This is a genomic window from Pseudomonas sp. RA_35y_Pfl2_P32, assembly GCF_963970735.1.
Taxonomy (GTDB): Bacteria; Pseudomonadota; Gammaproteobacteria; order Pseudomonadales; family Pseudomonadaceae; genus Aquipseudomonas.
Genome location: NZ_CAXAQF010000024.1, coordinates 1 through 20,333, shown reverse-complemented (window position 1 = coordinate 20,333; position 20,333 = coordinate 1). Strand labels below are relative to the sequence as shown.

Genomic DNA, 20,333 nt, shown 5'->3' with positions numbered 1-20,333 from the left:
CTTAACCGCGTGGAGTCGCAGCGGCGAGCTTGACCGCCGTACCCGGCGCAACCTTGGCAGGCGCGACTTGGGGCAGGTTGCTGGCTTCAAGCGCCTGGCGTTGTTGGGCGAGGGCGGCGAGGGTTTCCTGGCTGGCCATCTGCACCACTTCAGGGGTGACCGGCGAGCCTGGGCGTACCCGTTGCAACCCCTTGACGATGATCGTGTCGTCCTTGTTCAGGCCACTGCGCACGATGCGCAAGCCTTCGATCTTCGGACCCAGTTCGACGGCGCGGTACACCGACTTGTCGCCATCCATCACCAGCACGAATTTCTTGCCCAGGTCGGTGCCCACCGCTTCGTCGGTGATCAGCACCGCCGAATAGGTACCGCTGCCCACCAGCTTCAGGCGTGCGTAAAGGCCGGGGGTGTATTCGCCCTTGCTGTTGTCGAACACCGCACGACCGCGAATGGTGCCGGTCTTGGGGTTGACCTGGTTGTCCATGAAGTTCATCTGGCCCTGGTGCGGGTTGCCGTCTTCGTTGGACAGGCCCAGGTACACCGGGGTGCTCTGGCCGCGCTGGCCCTGGCGAGCAAGCTGGCTGTACTTGAGGAACACCCGCTCATCGGCGTCGAAGTAGGCGTAGACCTTGTCGGTGGAAACCACGCTGGTCAGCGGCGTGACATCGGCGGTCACCAGGTTGCCGGCGGTGATTTCGGCGCGGCTGACGCGGCCACTGATGGGGGCGGTGACGCGGGTGAAGCTCAGGTTCAGCCGGGCCAGGTCCAGTTGCGCCTGGATCGCGCCCACGGCGGCCCGGGCTTCCTGGGCGGCGCTGGTGCGCGAGTCGGCGAGTTCCGCGGAGATCGCGTTGCTGGTGCGCAGGCGTTCGCCGCGCTGGGCTTCGTTTTCGCTGCGGGTGGCATTGGCGCGGCCTTGGGCAACCAGGGCTTCGAGGCGGCGGACCTCAGCCTGGAACGGGCGCGGATCGATCTGGAACAGCAGGTCGCCCTTTTTCACCAGGGCGCCTTCGGTGAAGGCCACTTGGTCGATCTGGCCGGACACCCGCGGGCGGATCTCCACGGTTTCCGGCGCTTCCAGGCGCCCGGTGAACTCGTCCCACTCATTGACCGGTTGTTCCAGCACCTTGGCCACGCTGACTTTGGCGGCGGGCATGGCGGCGGCCGAGTCCGGTGTCTTGCCGCAGGCGCTCATCACCAGCACGGCCAGGGCGGCCAGGGGCAAGCGCAAATGTTTGAGAGACTGTTCCATGGATAGATCCGCCAATGTATTGAGATGGGCGGATGATGCTCGGCGAGGCTCTATCTCACGAATCGAATGAAGCAAAGGTAACTATCATTCGGAATGATATAAGCCTCGGGACAGCCCTCTAGCCTAAGGCTTTTGCGAACAAGTCCTTGAAGGTGCTGAGCCGAGATGGATCGGGTCGTGTTGTCACTTGCCTATGGCAAGTAACTCATTCAATGCCTGCTTGAAGCTGACCAGCAGCGCGTGCATGCAATCGTCAGGAATGGCGTCACGATAGTAGGAAAGACTACCGATCAATCCGCTTTCGGTACGTAGTGTGTTAAGCGAAACATCAGTCTTAATTCCGCTGGATGGAACCGCGATACCGTGGAGCTGTGATGCGCCTAATTCGCGCTGCCGTGAGGGATAGTTGTGGTGGTTGTACCAGTAAGGAAATCGGGAGCCGTAAGCGATAGAGCGGGGCGAGCAGTTGGCCTCAAAAACAGGTGGTGGCAGCATGGCATGGCGATAGGCATCCAACACACAACGATTGACCTGCGCGAGCAGCCGCTGAGAAGGTGACCATTCGCAAACCCGGGGTCGAATCAACATGGGTTGAACAAAATACCCCACCACCGGTTCCAGGGCCGCGTCGGTCCGGTTGGCTACAGGAGAGCGTACATAGAGGTCGATCGTGTCCGTGTTTCTGGCGAGAGAAACCAAGAACGCCGTGAGAATAACGGTATAAAGGCTGAAGCCTGTTCGGCTGCACAATTGCGCGATTGCGGGGTATTGCGCATCCAGGTTGAGCGGTAGAACCGCACAGCGATAGGTAAATTGCTGAGGCCGCTCAATAGCGCCGCGCAACGGAAAGGGTTCAGGCAGTTGCTTCAGTGTCTCTTGCCAAAAAGCGCTATGTGTATCCAGCAGGTTTTCAGCCAAACGTTGCTGTTGGGCATCAGTAAATTCAGCGTATTGCATGTAATGTTTGGCTTCGTCAGGCACGCCGGTAGCGAGTAACGACTGATAGTGCGCGCAAAGCTGGTCCATCAGTACCGCAGCTGACCAGCCATCAAATGCAATGTGATGGGCAGTGATGATCAGCACGTCATCTGTCCCTTGGCATTCAACGTAGGTTGCCCGAATCAACGGTGCATGTCTCAGGTCAAAAGCGCGCAATGATTCTTCAACGATCAGATCGGCCACGGTTTGGCTGATGTCGCTTTGAAGCGCCAGTTGTATCGGGTGAAAAGGCAATGGGAGCTCATCAAGGGCGTGTTGTGATCGACGCCACTGGCCGTGTGAGTTGAGTTCGAAGCTGCAACGTAACGCCGGTTGCTGTTCAAGTACGGCGCCGAATGCTTCGCGAACCCTGGTGACTGAACACTCGCCTCGAATGTAAAACGCCATCACCACATTTTCCAGATAGCCTGGGGTTTCGGGGGGCTTTTCAAGGATCTCGCGTTGCGCCAGTCCGGGTGTATCTTCACCTTCGCGCTTGCGCCAGGCATGGGCGTCCCGCAATAGGCTGTTTTCACCATCCTGGCGTGCGCTGCGGTTGAGCAACACCGCCTGCTGAGCCAGTATCGGATGGTCGAAAATATCGTTGGGGGTCAGGTCAACATTGAAGAGGTTGGAAATCCTGCCAAGCAGCATCATCACCGAAAGGGAAGTCGCGCCGCATTCAAAAAAATGGCTGTCGGCCGAAATCGTCTGGTGGCTGAGGATTTCTTTCCAGATAGCTTGTAATCGATCCAATGTCGACGCGTCGCCGGCCACTGCCGCGCGCAGATTGGTTTTTAGAGAAAGTAGCTCGTTGTGGTTCATGGCGGCCCCCTTTGCTGTTTAAATTATCCATAAAGCAGGGGTTAATATTCGCAGTTGTAGAGGCCTTGTTAAGTCGGCCTTGTCCGATATCTCCGATCCGTTTTCCATTTGTCGAGAGAGAGGATTCCTACAAAGTGTTTGGTCGATTCAACTCTTTTGGCTAAAAAATTTAACTGTCCCCAAGTGCCTACATTCAAGGCTATCCGCTGACTTCTGACGCTGTGTTCCGGATCCTTATCTGGAGCTAAGGCTTTCGTTAGGCTGCTATCAATATCATTGATGGGCCCCCGGACCCGCCAATCCCGCCCCTGTCCAGCCCCCTGAAAGCACAAACTGCTCCATTCCGGGCATCTTAGACCAATGAATAAGCGCTCATGAGTGTTATTCCGAACACCATGTGTGATATTTTGCGCGCCGTTCAAGGTTTTACTGCATGCAGTGCTTTGATGACGAACGCTGCGTGGATTCTGCAATAACTATAAATAGCGAGAATTGTTCATGAGCAAGACCCCTTACGCCGTGGCCGACGCGCCACACGAGGCGAGCCATGCCGAGTCTTCCGGGCTGGAAGTCAAACGCCTGACCTTCGTCGAGGCGGTGGCAATGATTGTCGGCACCAACATTGGCGCCGGTGTGCTGTCGATGGCCTACGCCAGCCGCAAGGCCGGTTACATGCCGCTGCTGTTCTGGCTGGCGGTCGCGGGCATCTTCACCACCATCTCCATGCTGTATGTCTCGGAAACCGCCTTGCGCACCCGCCGTCACCACCAATTGAGTGGCCTGGCCCAACGCTACGTCGGCTCCTTCGGCGCCTGGGCGATTTTCCTCTCGGTGGCGGTCAACAGCATCGGCGCGCTCGTGGCCTACATGAGCGGCAGCGGCAAGGTGCTCAGCGAATTTTTCGGCATCAGCCCGGCACTCGGCAGCGTGCTGTTCTTCCTGCCTGCGGCGTTGGTGCTGTTCCTGGGCCTGAAGGCCATCGGCAAGGGTGAGAAGTTCATCAGCATCGGCATGCTCAGCATGACCCTGGTGTTGGTCATTGCCACACTGGTCAACGAGAACACCCAGTTTGCCAACCTGTTGGAAGGCGATTGGGTCTACATGATCCCGGTGTTCAACATTGCCGTGTTCTGTTTCTCGGCCCAGTACGTGGTCCCGGAAATGGCTCGCGGCTTCAGCCACGCGCCCAAGCGCCTGCCGCTGGCGGTGATCACCGGGATGCTGATCACCTTCATTCTGCTGGCGATGGTGCCGATGTCGGTGATCGCCCTGACCGGCCTGGAAAACCAGAGCGAAGTGGCGACCCTGGCCTGGGGCCAGGCACTGGGGCAGTGGGCGTTCTACACCGCCAACACCTTTGCCCTGTGCGCCATGATGACCTCCTACTGGGGCCTGGGTGGCAGCTTCCTGACCAACATTTTTGACAAGTTCCAGAGCCTGGGCTCGGAGAGCAACCCCAAGACCCGCCTGATGGTCCTGGCCATTGTCTGTGTACCGCCGTTTATCCTGGCCTACAGCGGCATGGTCGGCTTCGTCAGCGCCCTGTACTTCGCCGGGGTTTTCAGCGGGGTGATCCTGTCGATCATGCCGATCCTGATGCTGCGTTCGGCGCGCAAGAATGGCGACATCGTCCCGGCCTGGCAATGCGGCTGGATTGCCCATCCGCTGATCCAGGTCACGGTGGTGGTGCTGTACCTGCTCAGCATGGCCTACGCCATCTGCGCGGCACTGGGTTGGTTGCCCGCCAGTTGGTAGGGTTTTGCGGCTACGCACGTTGATCTAAAAAACGCCCCGACCTGTCGGGGCGTTTTTGTTTTGGCGGGTGACAAATCTGTAGCCGCTGCCGAGCCTGCGAGGCTGCGTCAACGGCCGCAGGACGTTCATTCAACTTGGCAATACAGTCGCTGGGGGACGCTACGCAACCCAACGCAGCCTTCGGCAGCTGCTACAGGAATCGGGGCCGCAGGACGTTCATCGGAATTGGCAATACCGCTAGAGGGCTTTTTCCCGGCAATGCAGGAGGGCTTCGCGGATCATTGCGCTGACCAGGGGGGCGGAGACGCCGAGGTCCCTGGCAATGTCCTTCTGTTTCATGCCATGGATCCGGCACATCTCGAATACATAGCGAGTGCGCTCGGGAAGATCGGCCAGCGCGCCGCTTACCCGTTCCAGAAGTTGCTGGTCCGATACCAGGGCTTCCGGTGTGCCGGCGTGGTGTGCAAGGGCTTCGTTGCTATCGCTGTCCTGGCATATCAGGCGTTCCTCGAATTGGCGTCGACGGTAATGGTCGATCGACAGATTGCGCACGACGCGAGTGAGGTAGGACGCCTGGGACCTGATTTGTTCGTTGTCTCCCGCATCGTCGACTTTCATGAAGGCTTCATGAACGATGTCTTCAGCGTGGCTGCGACACCCGGTGATCCGGGCAGCGAGACCGATCAGGCGTGAACGCTGGTCATAAAACACCTCAAGCAAGGGGGAACCACTTCTGGCTACATCGATTTTTTGCATGAGGCACCTGATCAATTCTTGGTAGTACGCCAGCGAGGGTGAAAAATCTAATACTATTAAGAACTATTTGCAACAACTCCCTGATTCAATCTCCGTCCTGGCCGTGATCAATGGCCGTGCAAGCACCTCTGAAGTTATTTCGCTGTCATTCGTCGATCTAGGAAACCGCGAGACAGGGCCTCATGCCCCTCGCATTGACTCCACAGATCGAGGAATCGCAAATGGCTTTCGACCGCGAAGATGCAACGTTCAAAGTTCTGGTCAACGCAGAAGAACAGTATTCGCTGTGGCCCGACTACAAGGCGGTGCCAGCGGGCTGGCGCGAGGCGGGGAAAAGCGGCCTGAAGCAAGACTGCCTGGACTACATCGAGTCGGTCTGGACCGACATGCGCCCCCTCAGTCTGCGTCAGCACATGGACGGGCAGGCCGGCCGGTGAGCGTTCTGCTGACCCTGTTCTGCCTGCCCTACGCAGGGGCCAGTGCCATGAGTTATGCGCGCTGGCGCCGTAGTGCGCCGGCCTGGCTGGACATTCGTCCGCTCGAGCTGCCGGGTCGGGGCAGCCGTGCTGGCGAGCCGCTGGCGAGCGACCTGGTCGACCTGGCCGCGCAACTGGCCCGCGAGCTGCGCGGTGAAACCTATCGGCATTACGCATTGTTCGGCCACAGCATGGGCTCGCTGCTGGCGTTCGAACTCGCCTGTGCCTTGCGTGCGCAGGGCCTGCCGCCGCCTCGTGCATTGCTGGTGTCCGGCGGCTCGGCCCCCGCGCATCGCGACTACCTGCGCTTTCGCCAACCCCTGGACGATGAGCAACTGATGGCCGAGTTGGCCTCCCTGCAAGGCACGCCCATGGAGGCGCTGCAAGACCCCGAACTGATGCGTCTGGCGCTGCCTGTGCTGCGCGCCGACTTCCTGCTGTGCGGCCGCTATCGCTACCAGCCGACGGCCCCCCTGCAGTGCCCGGTGCATGTGCTGGCCGGCACCGAGGATCGTGCCAGCGAGGCGCAATTGCTGGCCTGGCGCGAACATGCCGGGCTCGACTTCAGCCTTGAGCTGTTCGCCGGTGGCCACTTCTTCATCCAAGAGCAGGAGCGGGCGGTGCTCGATCACCTGTTTGCCTGCCTGGCGGCCTCCTTGCCGGGCGGAGCCGGTGTGCGCCCTGACTCTCACTTTCTTTGCAAAGGTGCGACATGACAGTCCTCCCTACGTCTCTGGTTGATGCGCTGACCGCGCATGCGGTCCGGCACGCTGACAAGCCGGCGGTGCATTTTCTCCTCGACGGCGAAGCGCAGCGCCTGACGCTGACCTATGCCGAACTCGACCGTCGGGCCCGCGCGCTGGCGGCCGTCCTGTCACGCCATGCCGGCGTTGGTGACCGGGCGCTGTTGCTGATGCAGAGCGGTCCGAGCTATGTCGTGTCGTTCTACGCCTGTCTGTACGCAGGCATCATCGCCGTACCGGCGCTGCCGCCCGAGTCGTTGCGCCAGTACGAACTGAGCCGGGTGCGTTCGATCCTCGACGATGCCCAGCCAAGCCTGGTACTGACCGAGGAGCATCTGCGCGAGTCGCTGGTGCAGGCCTTCGCCCAGGCGTTGCCGACCACCCTGTCGGTCGACGCGCTGGATGCACCGTTGCGCGAGGGCGCCGACAGCTGGCCGGTGCGGCGCCCGGCCAACGACGACATCGCCTTCCTGCAATACACCTCCGGCTCCACCGCGACCCCCAAGGGGGTGGAAGTCAGCCACGGCAACCTGGTCGCCAACGAGCAGATGATGCTCGATTGCTTCGACCTGCATGAAGGCGACACCTTTGTCAGCTGGTTGCCGCTGTACCACGACATGGGGCTGATCGGATGCCTGCTGCTCTCGGTCTATCGCGGCGCGACCCTGGTCCTGATGTCGCCGCGGCACTTCGTCGAGCGTCCGGCGCGCTGGCTTGAAGCGATCAGCGAGTTTCGCGCAACCCATACCGGTGCCCCGGACTTCGCCTTCCGCCTGGCCGCCGAGCGGGTCAATGAGCGCGTGCTGGCCAAGCTCGACCTGAGCTGCCTGCGCGTGCTGTTTTCCGGTTCCGAGCCGGTGCGCCAGGACAGCCTGCAAGCCTTCGCCCGGCACTTCGCGCCGACCGGGTTCAATCCGGCGGCGTTCTTGCCGTGTTATGGGCTGGCCGAGGCCACCCTGTTCGTCACCGGCACTACCGCTGCGGAGCACTTCGTCAGTGCCAGTTTCGACAGCCATGCCCTGGGCGAACACCGCGCCGAGCCGGGGCAGGGCAGCTTGCTGGTCAGCAGCGGCATCCTGCACGACGGGCTGCAGGTGATGCTGGTGGATCCGCAAACCGGCGCCATCCAGCCGGACAGCCACATCGGCGAGATCTGGACCAGCGGCGCCAGCGTCGCGCGCGGCTACTGGCGCAACCCGCAGGCGAGCGCGCGGGCGTTTGTCAGCCGTGAAGGGCGCACCTGGCTACGCACCGGCGACCTCGGTTTCCTGCGGGACAACCGCTTGTTCATCACCGGGCGCCTCAAGGACATGATCATTGTCCGTGGCCTGAATATTTACCCGCAGGACCTCGAGCGCGCCGTCGAATACAACGTCGAAGGCGCGCGCAAGGGCCGGGTCACGGCATTTGTGGTGGAACAGGCCCACGGGGAAGGTATCGGCATCGCGGTCGAGATCGGCCGCACCACCCAGCGCAAGATCAGCGCTGCACAGTTGTGCGCTGAAATCGACCGGGCAGTGGCGGATGCTTGTCAGCAGACGCCGGTGTGGATTGCCCTGCTCAACCCCGGTGAACTGCCCAAGACCTCCAGCGGCAAGCTGCAGCGCTCCGCCTGCCGGCAGATGCTCGAGCGCGCGGAGCTGGACTGCTTCCATCTGCGGCGCAACGACCAACCGGTGGCGCGTCAGGGCCAGGCGTTGGTCGACGATCATCAGCGTCTGGTCGCGGCGGTCTGGGCCGAGGTGCTGGGGCAGGATGAGGTGTTCTGCGACGATAATTTCTTCGCCCTGGGCGGCAACTCCATCGCGGCCGCGCAGATTGTCGGGCGCCTGCGCGAGCGCCTGGGGGTAAACCTGGCGCTGGCGAGCGTGTTCGACCACCCCGAGCTGGCTGCTTTCGCACGCTGCCTGGCCGAGGCCGAGGCCGCTGCCGGCCAGGCCCAGCCGGTGTTGCGCCCAAGCGTGACGGACGAACTGCTGCCGTCCTATGCCCAGGAGCGCTTGTGGTTCGCCTGGCAACTGGACCCCCACAGCTCGGTGTACAACGTGCCGCTGGCCCTGCACCTGCGCGGTCCGCTGGCGGTCGAGGCGCTGCGAGCTTCGTTTGTCGCGCTGCAGCAGCGCCACGGGGTGTTGCGCACCACCTTTGCCCCGCAGGGCGAGGGAGTGCGCCTGCTGCTGCAGGAGGCCCTGGCGCTGGAGTTTGCCGTTGAGGATCTATCTGACCTGGCGCCCGAACAGCGTTTGGCCCAGGCCCGCCGGCGCGCCGCCGCGCACGCCCGGCAACCGTTCGACCTGAGCACCGGGCCCCTGCAGCGAGTGTGCCTGCTGCGTCTGGATGAGCGCGAGCACGTGCTGTTGCTGACCACCCATCACATCGCGGTGGATGGCTGGTCGATGCGCAACCTGGTGGATGAGCTGGAAGTGCTTTACGCGGCCCGGCTGGCAGGTAGCGAAGCGGTGCTGCCGGCGCTGGCGGTGGGCTATGGCGACTTTGCCCGCTGGCAGCGTGAGCTGTTGGCCGGGCCTGAGCATGCCCGTCAGTTGGGTTACTGGCGCCAGGCGCTGGCCGGCGAGCCTGGCTGGCTGGAGCTGCATGCACAGCGGCCCCGGGACAAACACGCACTGGCGGTCTGCGAACACTTCACCTTCAGTGGCGTGCAAACCAGTGCCCTGCGTGATTTCGCCAAGGCGCGTGGCGTCACGCCCTTCATGCTGCTGCTCGGTGCGTTCGCGGTCAGTCTGCGCGAGCAGAGTGGTCAGACGCGTATCCGCCTGGGCAGCGACATCGCCAACCGCAGTCACCCGGCCACCGAGCCGTTGGTAGGGTTCTTCATCAATCAGTTGGTGCTGCAGATTGATCTGGACCTGGCCGCCAGCACCGATGTGCTGCTGGAGCAGTGCCGGCGCGTGGTGTTGGGCGCCGCAGGGCACCAGGACTTGCCCTTCGAGCAACTGGTGGAGGCGCTGCGCCCAGCGCGTCGGGCCGGTCGCTCGCCGTTCTTCAGCATCAAGCTCAATTACCAGGAAGGCGAGCCGCCGCTGCCACGTCTGCGCGATGTGCGGGTGGAAGGGTTCGACGCCGGCCAACAGGCCGCCGAGCTGGACCTGATCCTGGGTTTCTACAGCAGTGCCAGCCGCCTCGAAGCGCGCTTCGAGATGCCCGAAGGGCTGTTCCAGCCGGGAGAAATCCCCCAGCTGTTCGCACAGATCCAGGCCGTACTCCACTGCTGGCTGGGTAAGCCAGCGCAGACCCAGGCCGACCTGCTGGAAGCCGCCGCCCAGGTGCGGCGCGAGGCACGGGCGAGCGAAAACCAGCAGCGCCAGACCCTGCTCGCCAGCCAGCGCCCGATGCGCCGGCGCGTCGCGCAGTCGTCCACTCAACCCCACAGCGTCCAGGAGCAATGATGAGCGAGGCCAACGTCACCGCACTGCCAACCATGGGTCGGGCACGCAGAAGCATCACCGCCAGCCAGGAAGAGCGGGTGGTGTTCACGCCCCTGCTCGAAGGGCACACGCTGCCGCTGCTGTGCCGGCCACGGTTCGCCGGCACCGATCTGGTGGCGTGGCTGGGGCAGCACCGCGAGCTGATCGAGGCGCGCCTGCTGGAGCACGGCGCGATCCTCCTGCGCGGGTTTGATGTGGATGGCATCGATGGGTTCGACCGCTGCGTGCAGGCGATCTCCGGCGGTGCGCTCGAATACCTGTTCCGGGCCTCGCCACGGACCCAGGTGACCCGCCAGTTCAACATCTACAGCTCCACCGATTATCCGAGCAACGAACGGATCTTCCCCCACAACGAGCACTCCTACTCGCCGGTGTTTCCGCTGCACCTGTACTTCTACTGCGACCTGCCGTCGCTCACCGGTGGCGAAACCCCCTTGGGCGACACCCGTGCGTTGCTGCAACGCATCGACCCGGCCGTGCGCGAGGAATTCCGCCAGCGCCGGATCATGTACGTGCGCAACTACGGCGACGGCATGGGCCTGCCGTGGCAGACCGTGTTCCAGAGCGAGGACCGTGGGGAAGTCGAGGCCTATTGCGCCCGCATCGGTATCGAACCGCAGTGGAAGAGCGGCAACCGCCTGCGCACGCGCCAGGTGGGGCCGGCCATCGTGTGTCATCCGCGTAGCGGCGAAGAGCTGTGGTTCAACCATGGCACGTTCTTCAACGCCCTGACCCTGCCCGAAACCCTTCGCGCGGCACTGATCAGCGAATTCGCCCCCGACGATCTGCCGCAGAACACCTTCTTCGGCGACGGCGCGGCGATCCCCGACGCAATCATCCGCCACCTGCAACAGGCTTACCGCGACGTGATGGTCGAATTCCCCTGGCACAAAGGCGACGTAGTCCTGCTGGACAACATGCTGTCGCTGCACGCCCGTAACGCATTCACTGGCCCGCGCAAGATTCTCACCGCGATGGCAATTGCCCAGAAAAGCGCCGACCTGGCACTCGATTGAGGTTCCCCGACATGCAACTGCCTGCCCACCCAGAAGCTTTCCCTCTTTGCGCACAGCAAGGCGCCGTGCTCAGCCGCCAGGACCGTCTCGGTCGGCCGTTGAACGCCTTGGTCCGCGTGTCTGTCGCTGCCGTTTGCGACCCGTCGCGGCTGCGGGCCGTGCTCGATGAGCTGCAACGGCGCCATGAAGTCCTGCGCACTCGCTATCTGCGTATCGACGGCTTGCGCCGCCCGGTGCAGGCAGTCGAGCAGGCGCTCCGGTCGCCGCTGTATCCGGCGCTGGCGGGGGAGGCCGACGAGGTGGTGCGCCGTGCCTTGGAGCAGGTCGCGTTCGCCGCCGCCGTGGTGCCAGAGGCCAGTGATGCCGACGGCTTCGTGGTGTTGCTCGGTGCGTCCCTGGCCAGCGTCGATGCCCAGGCCTTGCAGCAACTGGCCGAGGAACTGCGACAAGGCTACAGCGCCAGCTTGCCGCCCGCCGATGACGAGGCCTTGCAGTACATCGACTACGCTGCCTGGCAAGGTGAACTGGTCGCTGCCGACCTCGGTGCGCAAGGCGCCAGCTATTGGCGCGAGGTGCAACAGGCCGGGTTGCCACGGGGGGCATTGCCGTTCGAACGGGACGTGCCGGTCAGTCGGGTTACGCCGTTGCGGGTGCCGGCAGACGAGTTGCTGCAGGCCGTGGACCGGTGCGCTGCAGCGCTGGGCATGCCGGCGGACGACCTGCTGCTGTGCCTCTGGGGTGGTTTCCTGTGCCGTTTGACCGACCAGTCGCAGGTGTCCTTGACGGTGACCCTGGAGGGTCGCAATGACCAGGTGCAAGGCATCCTCGGTCGCTTCGAACGTCGCCTGCCGATCAACCTGGTGTATCCCGTCGAGGCCAGCCTGGCGCGTACGCTGGAGGATTTGCGTGGGCGCATTGACGAGGCCCGCTCCTGGCTCGAATGCCTGGACGAAGGTGCCGTGGCCGGGCTCGACCGGGACGCTGGTTTTGGCTTCAGCGCGCAGTGTCGGCCGGTGGCGGGCATCGAGGTCCAGCTCGATGCCCATCAATGGCCATTGTTGAGCCTGGGCCGGGAAGGGCGGACGCTGTGCCTGGAACATGCCGCCGAGCGCCTGGAACCCGCGGTGGCGGCGCTCTGGCTGGAGCAGTTCGGGGTGTTTGCCGGCACTGCGCTGAGCGATCTCGACCAGCGCCTGACCCAGGTCAGCCTGCTGGGCGCCGCGGAGCGTGCGCGTATCGCCACTTTCGAGCAGGGGCCGGACATGCCCCTGGCATCGCCGGGGCTCTTGCACCGTCTGTTCGAGGCGCAAGTGGCGCACAAACACAGCCAACTGGCGGTGCGCCAAGGCGACCAGAGCCTCGATTACGCCACGCTGGAGCGGCGTGCCAACCAACTCGCCCATGCCCTGCAGGCCGCGGGCGTGGGGCGTGAGCGGATCGTCGGGGTGTATGCGCCGCGTTCGCTGTCGGCCCTGGTGGCGATGCTGGGAATCCTCAAGGCCGGTGGCACCTACCTGCCGCTGGACCCGGACTACCCGGCCGAGCGCCTGAGTTTCATGCTCGCCGATGCCGGCGCGACGTGCCTGCTGAGCCTGGACCCCCTCGACACCGAACTGCGCCTGCCGGCCGGGCTGGCGGTGCTGTCCCTGGCGCCGGACTCGGCCATCTGGCAGGGGCCGGACGCACCTGTGCCGGTAACGGTGACCGGCGATGACCTGGCCTATGTCATCTATACCTCCGGTTCCACCGGCACGCCCAAGGGCGTTGCCGTCAGCCATGCCAACGCCCTGGCCGCGACGCTGGCACGTTTTGTCCACTACCAGGCCCCGGTGGAGTCGTTCCTCTTGCTCTCGTCACTGTCGTTCGACAGCTCCGTCGCCGGGCTCTTCTGGACCCTGGGCCAGGGGGGTTGCCTGCACCTGCCGAGCGCTGAGCAAGCCAAGGACCCCCGCGCCATCGCCCAATTGCTGGGTGAGCAGGGGATTACCCATTACCTGGCACTGCCCGGCCTGCACGGCGAAGTGCTGGAGCACCTGGGCGAGCAGCGCCTGCGCGTGGTGGTGGTAGCCGGCGAGGCGTGCACACAGGCCTTGGTGGCTCGGCATGCCCAGCGACTGCCCGCCACCTTGTTGAGCAACGAGTACGGGCCGACCGAAGGCAGCGTCTGGTGCAGCGCCTGGAACGCCGACCCGGGGCCGGTGGCGATTGGACGCCCGGCGCCAGGGATGCGCGTTCTACTGCTGGACGCCCAGCTGCATCCGGTGCCGATCGGCCAGATCGGCCAGCTGTATGTCGCCGGTCCCGGGGTCACCCGTGGCTACCTCAATCGCCCGGCCCTGACCGCTGAACGCTACCCGACGCTTGCCGATGGCAGTCGTGGCTACTGCACCGGCGATTTGGCGCGCTGGCGCATTGACGGTCAGTTGGAATTCCTCGGGCGAATCGACGCCCAGGTCAAGATTCGCGGGTTCCGCATCGAGCCCGGCGAAGTCGAAGCCGTCCTGGCCAGCTGTGAAGGGGTCAGCGAGGCGGCGGTGGTGGTTCGGGAAACGGCCAGCGGCGCGCAACTGGTGGCGTTCGTGGTCGCCCGCGCCGAGAGCGCCCAGGAGCAGCTTGCCGAGCGTCTGTCGGTACAGCTGGCACAGCGGCTGCCGGCGCACATGGTCCCGAGCGCGGTGCAGCGCCTCGAACACTTGCCGCTGATGCCCAACGGCAAGGTGGACCGGCGCGCGCTGGCGGCCGAGGCCGTGGTCGAGCAGGCCTACCAGGCGCCGCAGACTGAACTGCAGCGCATCCTCGCCGGCGTCTGGCAGGACGCGCTGGGGGTCGAGCGGGTCGGCCTGCAAGACAACTTCTTCGCCCTTGGCGGTCACTCGCTGCTGGCCACCCGCTTGCGCGCGCGCCTGCAGGAACAGCTGGGCATCGAACTGCCGTTACGGCTGTTCTTCGAGGGCGAAACGCTTGAGCGTTTCAGCGCCAAGGTCGCCGAATTGCAACAGGCGCCAGCCAGCGACCTGGATGCGCTGGAAAATCTGTTTGCCGAAGTGGAGGCACCATGACTGTCGCCGATCGTTTGCTCGCACTGGCCCGGCGCTTCGCCGAACTCGACCCGGCCGCACGCCGCCAGTTGGGTGAGAAGCTCAAGGCCCAGGGCATGAGCCTTGAAAGTCTGCCGATTCCTCCACGCCCGGACAGTCCGGCAGCGGTCGTCGCCTCTTATGCCCAGCGCCGCCTGTGGACCCTTTGGCAACTGGACCGGCAGTCGGCCGCCTATAACCAGGCGGGCGTGCTGCACCTGCAAGGTGATCTGGACGAGGCGGCCTTGCAGGCGGCGCTCGACCACGTGGTCGAGCGCCATGAAATTCTGCGCACCCGCTTTGCCGAGGTCGACGGCGAGCTGTCGCAAGTGATCCAGGCGCCATCCGCGGTGACCTTGCCAGTCCTCGATCTGCGTGCCATGGCCGACCCGGATGCAGCCCTGGCCACGGCCTTGCAAGACGCTGGCGCGCAAGCGTTTGACCTCTATCAAGGGCCGCTGCTGCAGTTCACCCTGGTGCGCCTGGGCGAGCAGCGTCAGGCCTTGCTGCTGGCGTTGCACCACATCATTTCCGATGGTTGGTCGATGCAGATCCTGCTCGGCGAACTCGCACAGGGCTACGCCGCCTACCTGCAGGGACAGGCCCCGCAATGGCCGGATTTGCCCGTGCAATATGCCGACTACGGGCTGTGGCAGCGCAATTGGCTGGAAGCCGGCGAGGGCGAGCGTCAACTGGCCTATTGGCGCCAGACCCTGGGCGAGCGTCCGCCGATCCTCGAACTGCCGGCCGATCATCCACGACCCGCGCAGATGAGCTGTCGCGGCGCGAGCCTGGGCTTTGAGCTGGAGCCGGCACTGGCCGCGCGCCTCAAATCGCTGGCCGCCGCCAGCGGTAGCAGTGTGTTCATGCTGTTGCTGGCGGCCTTCAAGGTCCTGCTGCACCGCTATACCGGGCAACAGGAACTGCTGGTGGGCGTGCCGGTGGCCAACCGTCAGCGCCAGGAAGTCCAGGGGTTGATCGGCTTTTTCGTCAACACCCAGGTGTTGCGCAGCGAGTTGCAACCGCGCCTGGCGTTTCGCGCCGTGCTCGATGGGGTCCGGCAGACGGTCATTGCTGCCCAGGACTGCCAGGACCTGCCGTTCGAGGAACTGGTGGACGCCCTGGGCGTGGAGCGCAGCCTGAGCCGCAACCCGCTGTTCCAGGTGATGTTCAATCACGAGCAGCGCAGCACTGCCGAACTCTCCGGCATGCCCGGCTTGCATGCCCGGTTGCAGGTGGCCGCGCCGCAGATGGCCAAGTTCGACCTCAGCCTCGATACCGAGGAAGACGCCAATGGCGTAATCAGTGGCGCCTTCACCTATGCCACGGACCTGTTCGATGCTCCGCGCATCGAGCGCATGCGTGGGCATTTCCTGCGGCTTTTGGGCGACTGCGCCGAGCGTCCCGATGGGGCGATCGGCGACCTGGCGCTGCTCGACGCCGATGAGCGCCACCAGGTGCTCGAAGGCTGGAACGCGACCGCGGTCGACTACGCAGAGCCGCAGTGCCTGCAGGTCTTGATCCAGGCGCAGGCGGCCGCGACCCCCCAGGCCACCGCGCTGATCGTCGGCGAGCGGCAGCTTAGCTACCGCGAACTGAATGCCGCCGCCAACCGCCTGGCGCATTACCTGCGCGCGCGCGGTGTGGGCCCGGAGCACCTGGTCGGGGTGTTTGCCGAGCGTTCGCTGGACATGGTGGTCGGCCTGCTTGCCGTGCTCAAGGCCGGCGCCGCCTACCTGCCGCTGGAACCGGACCAGCCTGACCAGCGCCTCGCCTACATGCTTGAGGACAGCGGTGCAAAACTGCTGCTGACCCAGGCGCCTCTGCTGGCGCGCCTGCCGGCCAGCGAACGCGAAGTGCTGTGCCTGGACCGCGACGCCGCGCACTTTGCCGAGTACCCGGCGGATGACCCGAGCCTGCTCAACCACCCCGATCAGCTCGCCTACAGCATCTACACCTCCGGCACCACCGGCCGGCCAAAAGGGGCGGGCAACAGCCACGCCGCGCTGTGCAATCGCCTGCAGTGGATGCAGGCCACCTTTGCCCTGGATCAGGATGACCGGGTGCTGCAGAAGACGCCGTTTGGTTTCGACGTCTCGGTGTGGGAGTTCTTCTGGCCGCTGATGACCGGCGCCACCCTGGTCATGGCCGCCCCCGGTGCCCATCGCGCCCCGGCCGAGCTCAAGGCGATCATCGCCGGGCAGGGCATCAGCGTCCTGCACTTCGTGCCGTCCATGCTGCAAGCCTATCTGGCGTGCGAGTCCCTGGCCGACTGTCCGCGCCTGCGCCTGGTGATGTGCAGCGGCGAAGCCTTGCCCCTTGATCTGCAGCAGCGTTTCCTGGCCCAGAGCCGCGCCGGCCTGCACAACCTTTATGGCCCCACCGAGGCGGCCATCGACGTCAGCCACTGGGCCTGTGATGACACGCCGGGGCTGTACAGCGTGCCCATTGGCCGGCCGATCGCCAACCTGCGCCTGTACGTGCTCGATGGGCAATTGCTGCCGGTGGCCAAAGGCGTGCCGGGCGAGCTGTACATCGGTGGCGTTGGCCTGGCCCGTGGTTACCTGGGGCGTCCCGGGCTGACCGCCGAGCGCTTTGTTGCCGATCCGTTCGGCCAGGGCGGCCGGCTGTACCGTACCGGTGACCTGGCGCGCTGGCGTGAGGAGGGTGCGATCGAGTACCTGGGACGTATCGACCATCAGGTAAAGATCCGTGGCTTGCGCATCGAACTGGGTGAGATCCAGGCGCGCCTGCTGGAACACCCGGCGGTCAGTGAAGCGGTGGTGGTGGTTTCAGACGCGGCAGCCGGCAGCCAGCAATTGCTCGGCTATGTGGTCGCGGCTGCCGATGACGGCCTGGCAGACGCCCTGCGCCTGCGCCTGGGCGAAGCGCTGCCGGAGTACATGGTGCCGGCACAGATCATCGTGTTGGCGCAGATGCCCTTGAGCGCCAACGGCAAACTCGACCGCAAGGCCTTGCCGGAGCCGGTGCGTAAAGTCCGTACCTCGGACGCGCCACAAGGGCCAGTGGAGCAGGCCCTGGCGACGATCTGGAGCCAGTTGCTGGGTGTCGATGACATCGACGCCCAGGACAATTTTTTCGAACTCGGTGGCGACTCCATCATCGCCATCCAGGTCGCCAGCCGGGCCCGACTGGCGGGTTGGCAGGTGGGTCCGCGTGACCTGTTCCGTCATCAGACCCTGCGTCAACTGGCGCAGGTGGCCACCGCCCTGGGTCAGCCATGCGAAGGGGCTGCACGCCCTGCGCAGGGCGCAATCGCGCTGACGCCATTGCAGCAACGGTTTTTCGCCACGCCCATGGCCCAGCGCCAACACTGGAACCAGTCCTTGCTGCTGACGGTGGAGGCGCCGCTGGCTGTGGCGCAACTGCAGCAGGCGCTCACGGCCCTGGTCGCCCATCACGATGCCTTGAGCCTGCGCTGGCGTCAGGACAGTGCGGGCACCTGGCAGGGCGCCTACGCGGCGCCCAGCGCAGTCGAGGTCTGGCATCGCCAGGCGCCGGATGCCGACGCCCTGGCGCTGCTCGTCAACCAGGCGCAACGCAGCCTGGACCTTACTCACGGCCCCCTGTTGCGGGCGGTATTGATCGACCTGCAGGACGGTGGCCAGCGCCTGTTCCTGGCGATTCATCACCTGGTGGTGGATGGCGTGTCCTGGCGCATCCTGCTCGAAGACCTGCAGCAGTTGTTGGCAGATCGCACGGCGGCATTGCCGCGGCGCAGCCATGCGTTGGGTGAGTGGACCGGCTTTCTGGCACAGCGCGCGCAGCACCGCGAGGTGCTGGCGCAGTTGCCTTGGTGGCAGGCGCAACTGGGCGAAGTGCCGGCCAGCTTCCCGGGGGCGCGCCACGACGGCCCGGCCCCGGTCAGCGAAGCCGTGACGCTGGCCTTGCAGCTGGATCACACCCAGACCCGCCACCTGCTGCGCGATGCCCCAGCGGCCTATCGCACCCAGGTCAACGACTTGCTGCTGTGTGCCCTGGCCCGCGCCTGGTGGCGCTGGAGCGAGCAACCCGAACTGTTGCTGGAGCTGGAAAGCCATGGCCGCGAGGAACACCTGGCCAACCTGGACCTGAGTCGGACCGTCGGCTGGTTCACCGCTACCTATCCGGTGCGGCTGCAGGCGTGTGCTGACCTGGGCCAATCCCTCAAGGCCACCAAGGAGCACCTGCGTCGGGTGCCGGACAGCGGCCTGGGCTTTGGCCTGCTGCAACAATTGGCACCTGCTGAGGTACGGGCGCAGTTGGCGGCGCGTCCGGTGCCACGCATCACCTTCAACTACCTGGGCCAGTTCGATGCCAGCTTCGACGCTGGCCTGCTGGGCCGTGCGGGCGAATCCTGCGGCGACAGCCTGGACCCGGCTGCGCCGTTGTCCAATTGGCTGTCGATCGATGGCGGGGTGAACGACGGACGCCTGCAGTTGGCCTGGACCTTCAGCCCCCAGCAACTCGACGCGCAGCGGCTGGCCGAACTGGTGGCGCTGTATGAGGCCGAACTGCTGGCGCTGGTCGCCCATTGCCTGACGCCCGGCGTCGGCGGTGCGACGCCGTCGGACTTCCCTTTGGCGACCCTGGATCAGGCGCAACTGGATGCCCTGCAGTTGCCGCTCAGCCAGGTTGAAGACCTGTACCCGCTGTCGCCGATGCAGCACGGCATGCTGTTCCACAGCCTGTATCAACCGGGCGATGGCAGCTACATCAATCAGGTGCGCATGGATGCCGAAAGCCTCGATCCCGAGCGCCTGCGTGCCGCCTGGCAAGCCGCCCTGGACAGCCACGGCGTTCTGCGCAGCGGCTTCGTCAGCCCGGCGGGCGGGGTGCCGTTGCAGGTCATCCTGCGTGATGTCGCACTGGACTGGAGCGAGGTGAAGGCCGGCGATCTTGAAGCCCTCGCCGAAGCTGAACGCCGTCCCTTCGACCTGCTGTGTCCACCCTTGATGCGCCTGCTGCTGGTGCAGACCGGCACCGGCCGGCATCACTTGATCTGGACCTGCCATCACCTGTTGCTCGACGGTTGGAGCCAGGCCCAGCTGTTCGCCGAGGTCATGCAGCGCTATGCCGGGCAAGCGCTGCCACCCCCTGTGGGGCGCTACCGTGACTATATCGCCTGGTTAGCCGGCAACCATCCGGCCACCAGCGAGCGCTTCTGGCGCGAGCAGTTGGCGCCGCTGCAGTCGCCTACCTCGCTGGCGGCGGCCATCGCCCTGGAAAATCCTGGGCAAGGCACCGCCGAGCATCGCTCGCACCTGTCCAGCGCGGCCAGCGAGCGGCTTCGTCAATTCGCCCGGCAGCGCAAGGTCACCCTCAGCAGCCTGTTGCAGGCGGCCTGGCTGTTACTGCTGCAGCGCTACACCGGCCAGGCGTGCGTGGCCTTCGGCGCCACTGTCGCCGGGCGTCCGGCCGAGTTGCCGGGGATCGAGCAGCAACTGGGGCTGTTCATCAATACCCTGCCGGTGGTTGCCAGCCCGCAACCGCAACTCACCGTCGGCCAATGGCTGGACCAGGTCCAGGCACTGGGCCTGGCGGTGCGCGAGCATGAACACTCGGCGCTGTATGACATTCAACGCTGGGCCGGGCAGGGCGGCCAGAGCCTGTTCGAGCAGATCCTGGTGTTCGAGAACTACCCGCTCGACAGCGCGCTGCTCAGTGGCCAGGGCGACGGCCCACGGTTTTCCAATCTGGTCAGCCGTGAGCAGGGCAATTACCCGCTGATGCTGCTGGTCAACCAGGGCGACGCGTTGGCGTTCTGCTACAGCTATGACCGCGCCCGCTTCGATGGGGCGGCCATCGAGCGCCTTGACGGCCATCTGCATCAACTGTTACTGGCGATCAGCGAGGACGCCAGCCAGCGCCTCGGGCAACTGCCGTTACTGGGCGCCAGCGAACGGGCGGCGGTACTGGCTGCCGGTAACGCCCACGATCACGGGGTGGCCGATTTCGACCTGGTGCACCAGTTCGAGCGCCAGGCCGCCCGTGTGCCCGAGGCGATTG

The 20,333-nt window shown here is 64.9% G+C and carries 10 protein-coding genes; 7 read left to right on the top strand and 3 right to left on the bottom strand.

The features are described from left to right. Position 1 precedes the first annotated feature (1 nt). Together mexE and AACY45_RS22325 are read right to left on the bottom strand one after the other, a co-directional pair. On the bottom strand, positions 2 to 1,252 hold the full coding sequence (gene mexE / locus AACY45_RS22330) for a multidrug efflux RND transporter periplasmic adaptor subunit MexE (RefSeq protein WP_339547419.1): 1,251 nt from the start codon (positions 1,250 to 1,252) through the stop codon (positions 2 to 4). 183 nt (positions 1,253 to 1,435) lie between these two features. Beyond that, on the bottom strand, positions 1,436 to 3,055 hold the full coding sequence (locus AACY45_RS22325) for a condensation domain-containing protein (protein ID WP_339547418.1): 1,620 nt from the start codon (positions 3,053 to 3,055) through the stop codon (positions 1,436 to 1,438). A 498-nt stretch (positions 3,056 to 3,553) separates the two neighbouring features. Between AACY45_RS22325 and AACY45_RS22320 the strand changes: the two genes are divergently transcribed. Then, a complete protein-coding gene (locus AACY45_RS22320; RefSeq protein ID WP_339547417.1) occupies positions 3,554 to 4,810 on the top strand; it encodes an amino acid permease in 1,257 nt (418 codons plus the stop codon). Between the two features lie 237 nt (positions 4,811 to 5,047). Here AACY45_RS22320 and AACY45_RS22315 read toward each other — a convergent pair whose 3' ends face one another. Further along, positions 5,048 to 5,566, bottom strand: coding sequence for an RNA polymerase factor sigma-70 (locus tag AACY45_RS22315; RefSeq protein ID WP_339547416.1), 519 nt, complete (start codon positions 5,564 to 5,566; stop codon positions 5,048 to 5,050). A gap of 221 nt (positions 5,567 to 5,787) precedes the next feature. Between AACY45_RS22315 and AACY45_RS22310 the strand changes: the two genes are divergently transcribed. The 6 genes from AACY45_RS22310 to AACY45_RS22285 all read left to right on the top strand — a co-directional run. Next, entirely contained in the window at positions 5,788 to 6,003 is a 216-nt protein-coding gene (locus AACY45_RS22310; protein WP_095168540.1) for an MbtH family protein, read from the top strand. Next, a complete protein-coding gene (locus AACY45_RS22305; RefSeq protein WP_339547415.1) occupies positions 6,000 to 6,758 on the top strand; it encodes a thioesterase II family protein in 759 nt (252 codons plus the stop codon). Before AACY45_RS22310 ends, AACY45_RS22305 begins: the two co-directional genes overlap by 4 nt. After that, positions 6,755 to 10,192: a condensation domain-containing protein gene (locus tag AACY45_RS22300; protein ID WP_339547414.1), complete on the top strand. Its 3,438-nt coding sequence runs from the start codon at positions 6,755 to 6,757 to the stop codon at positions 10,190 to 10,192. The genes AACY45_RS22305 and AACY45_RS22300 overlap by 4 nt, the downstream gene beginning before the upstream one ends. Continuing rightward, the gene (locus AACY45_RS22295; RefSeq protein ID WP_339547413.1) at positions 10,192 to 11,247 is read left to right on the top strand and encodes a TauD/TfdA family dioxygenase; all 1,056 of its coding nucleotides are present in this window, start codon (positions 10,192 to 10,194) and stop codon (positions 11,245 to 11,247) included. The genes AACY45_RS22300 and AACY45_RS22295 overlap by 1 nt, the downstream gene beginning before the upstream one ends. Before the next feature lie 11 nt (positions 11,248 to 11,258). Then, positions 11,259 to 14,306 (top strand): non-ribosomal peptide synthetase, encoded by a 3,048-nt coding sequence (locus AACY45_RS22290; protein WP_339547412.1) that lies wholly within the window; start codon positions 11,259 to 11,261, stop codon positions 14,304 to 14,306. Further along, on the top strand, positions 14,303 to 20,333 hold a 6,031-nt coding region (locus AACY45_RS22285), incomplete at its 3' end, for an amino acid adenylation domain-containing protein (protein WP_339547411.1). The genes AACY45_RS22290 and AACY45_RS22285, both read left to right, overlap by 4 nt.

Excerpts from the sequence above, each read along its gene's own strand:
- AACY45_RS22320 (WP_339547417.1), top strand. The coding sequence starts at position 3,554 with ATGAGCAAGACCCCTTACGCCGTGGCCGACGCGCCACACGAGGCGAGC.
- AACY45_RS22295 (WP_339547413.1), top strand. The coding sequence starts at position 10,192 with ATGAGCGAGGCCAACGTCACCGCACTGCCAACCATGGGTCGGGCACGC.
- AACY45_RS22290 (WP_339547412.1), top strand. The coding sequence starts at position 11,259 with ATGCAACTGCCTGCCCACCCAGAAGCTTTCCCTCTTTGCGCACAGCAA.
- AACY45_RS22325 (WP_339547418.1), bottom strand. The coding sequence starts at position 3,055 with ATGAACCACAACGAGCTACTTTCTCTAAAAACCAATCTGCGCGCGGCA.
- AACY45_RS22310 (WP_095168540.1), top strand. The coding sequence starts at position 5,788 with ATGGCTTTCGACCGCGAAGATGCAACGTTCAAAGTTCTGGTCAACGCA.
- mexE (WP_339547419.1), bottom strand. The coding sequence starts at position 1,252 with ATGGAACAGTCTCTCAAACATTTGCGCTTGCCCCTGGCCGCCCTGGCC.
- AACY45_RS22315 (WP_339547416.1), bottom strand. The coding sequence starts at position 5,566 with ATGCAAAAAATCGATGTAGCCAGAAGTGGTTCCCCCTTGCTTGAGGTG.
- AACY45_RS22300 (WP_339547414.1), top strand. The coding sequence starts at position 6,755 with ATGACAGTCCTCCCTACGTCTCTGGTTGATGCGCTGACCGCGCATGCG.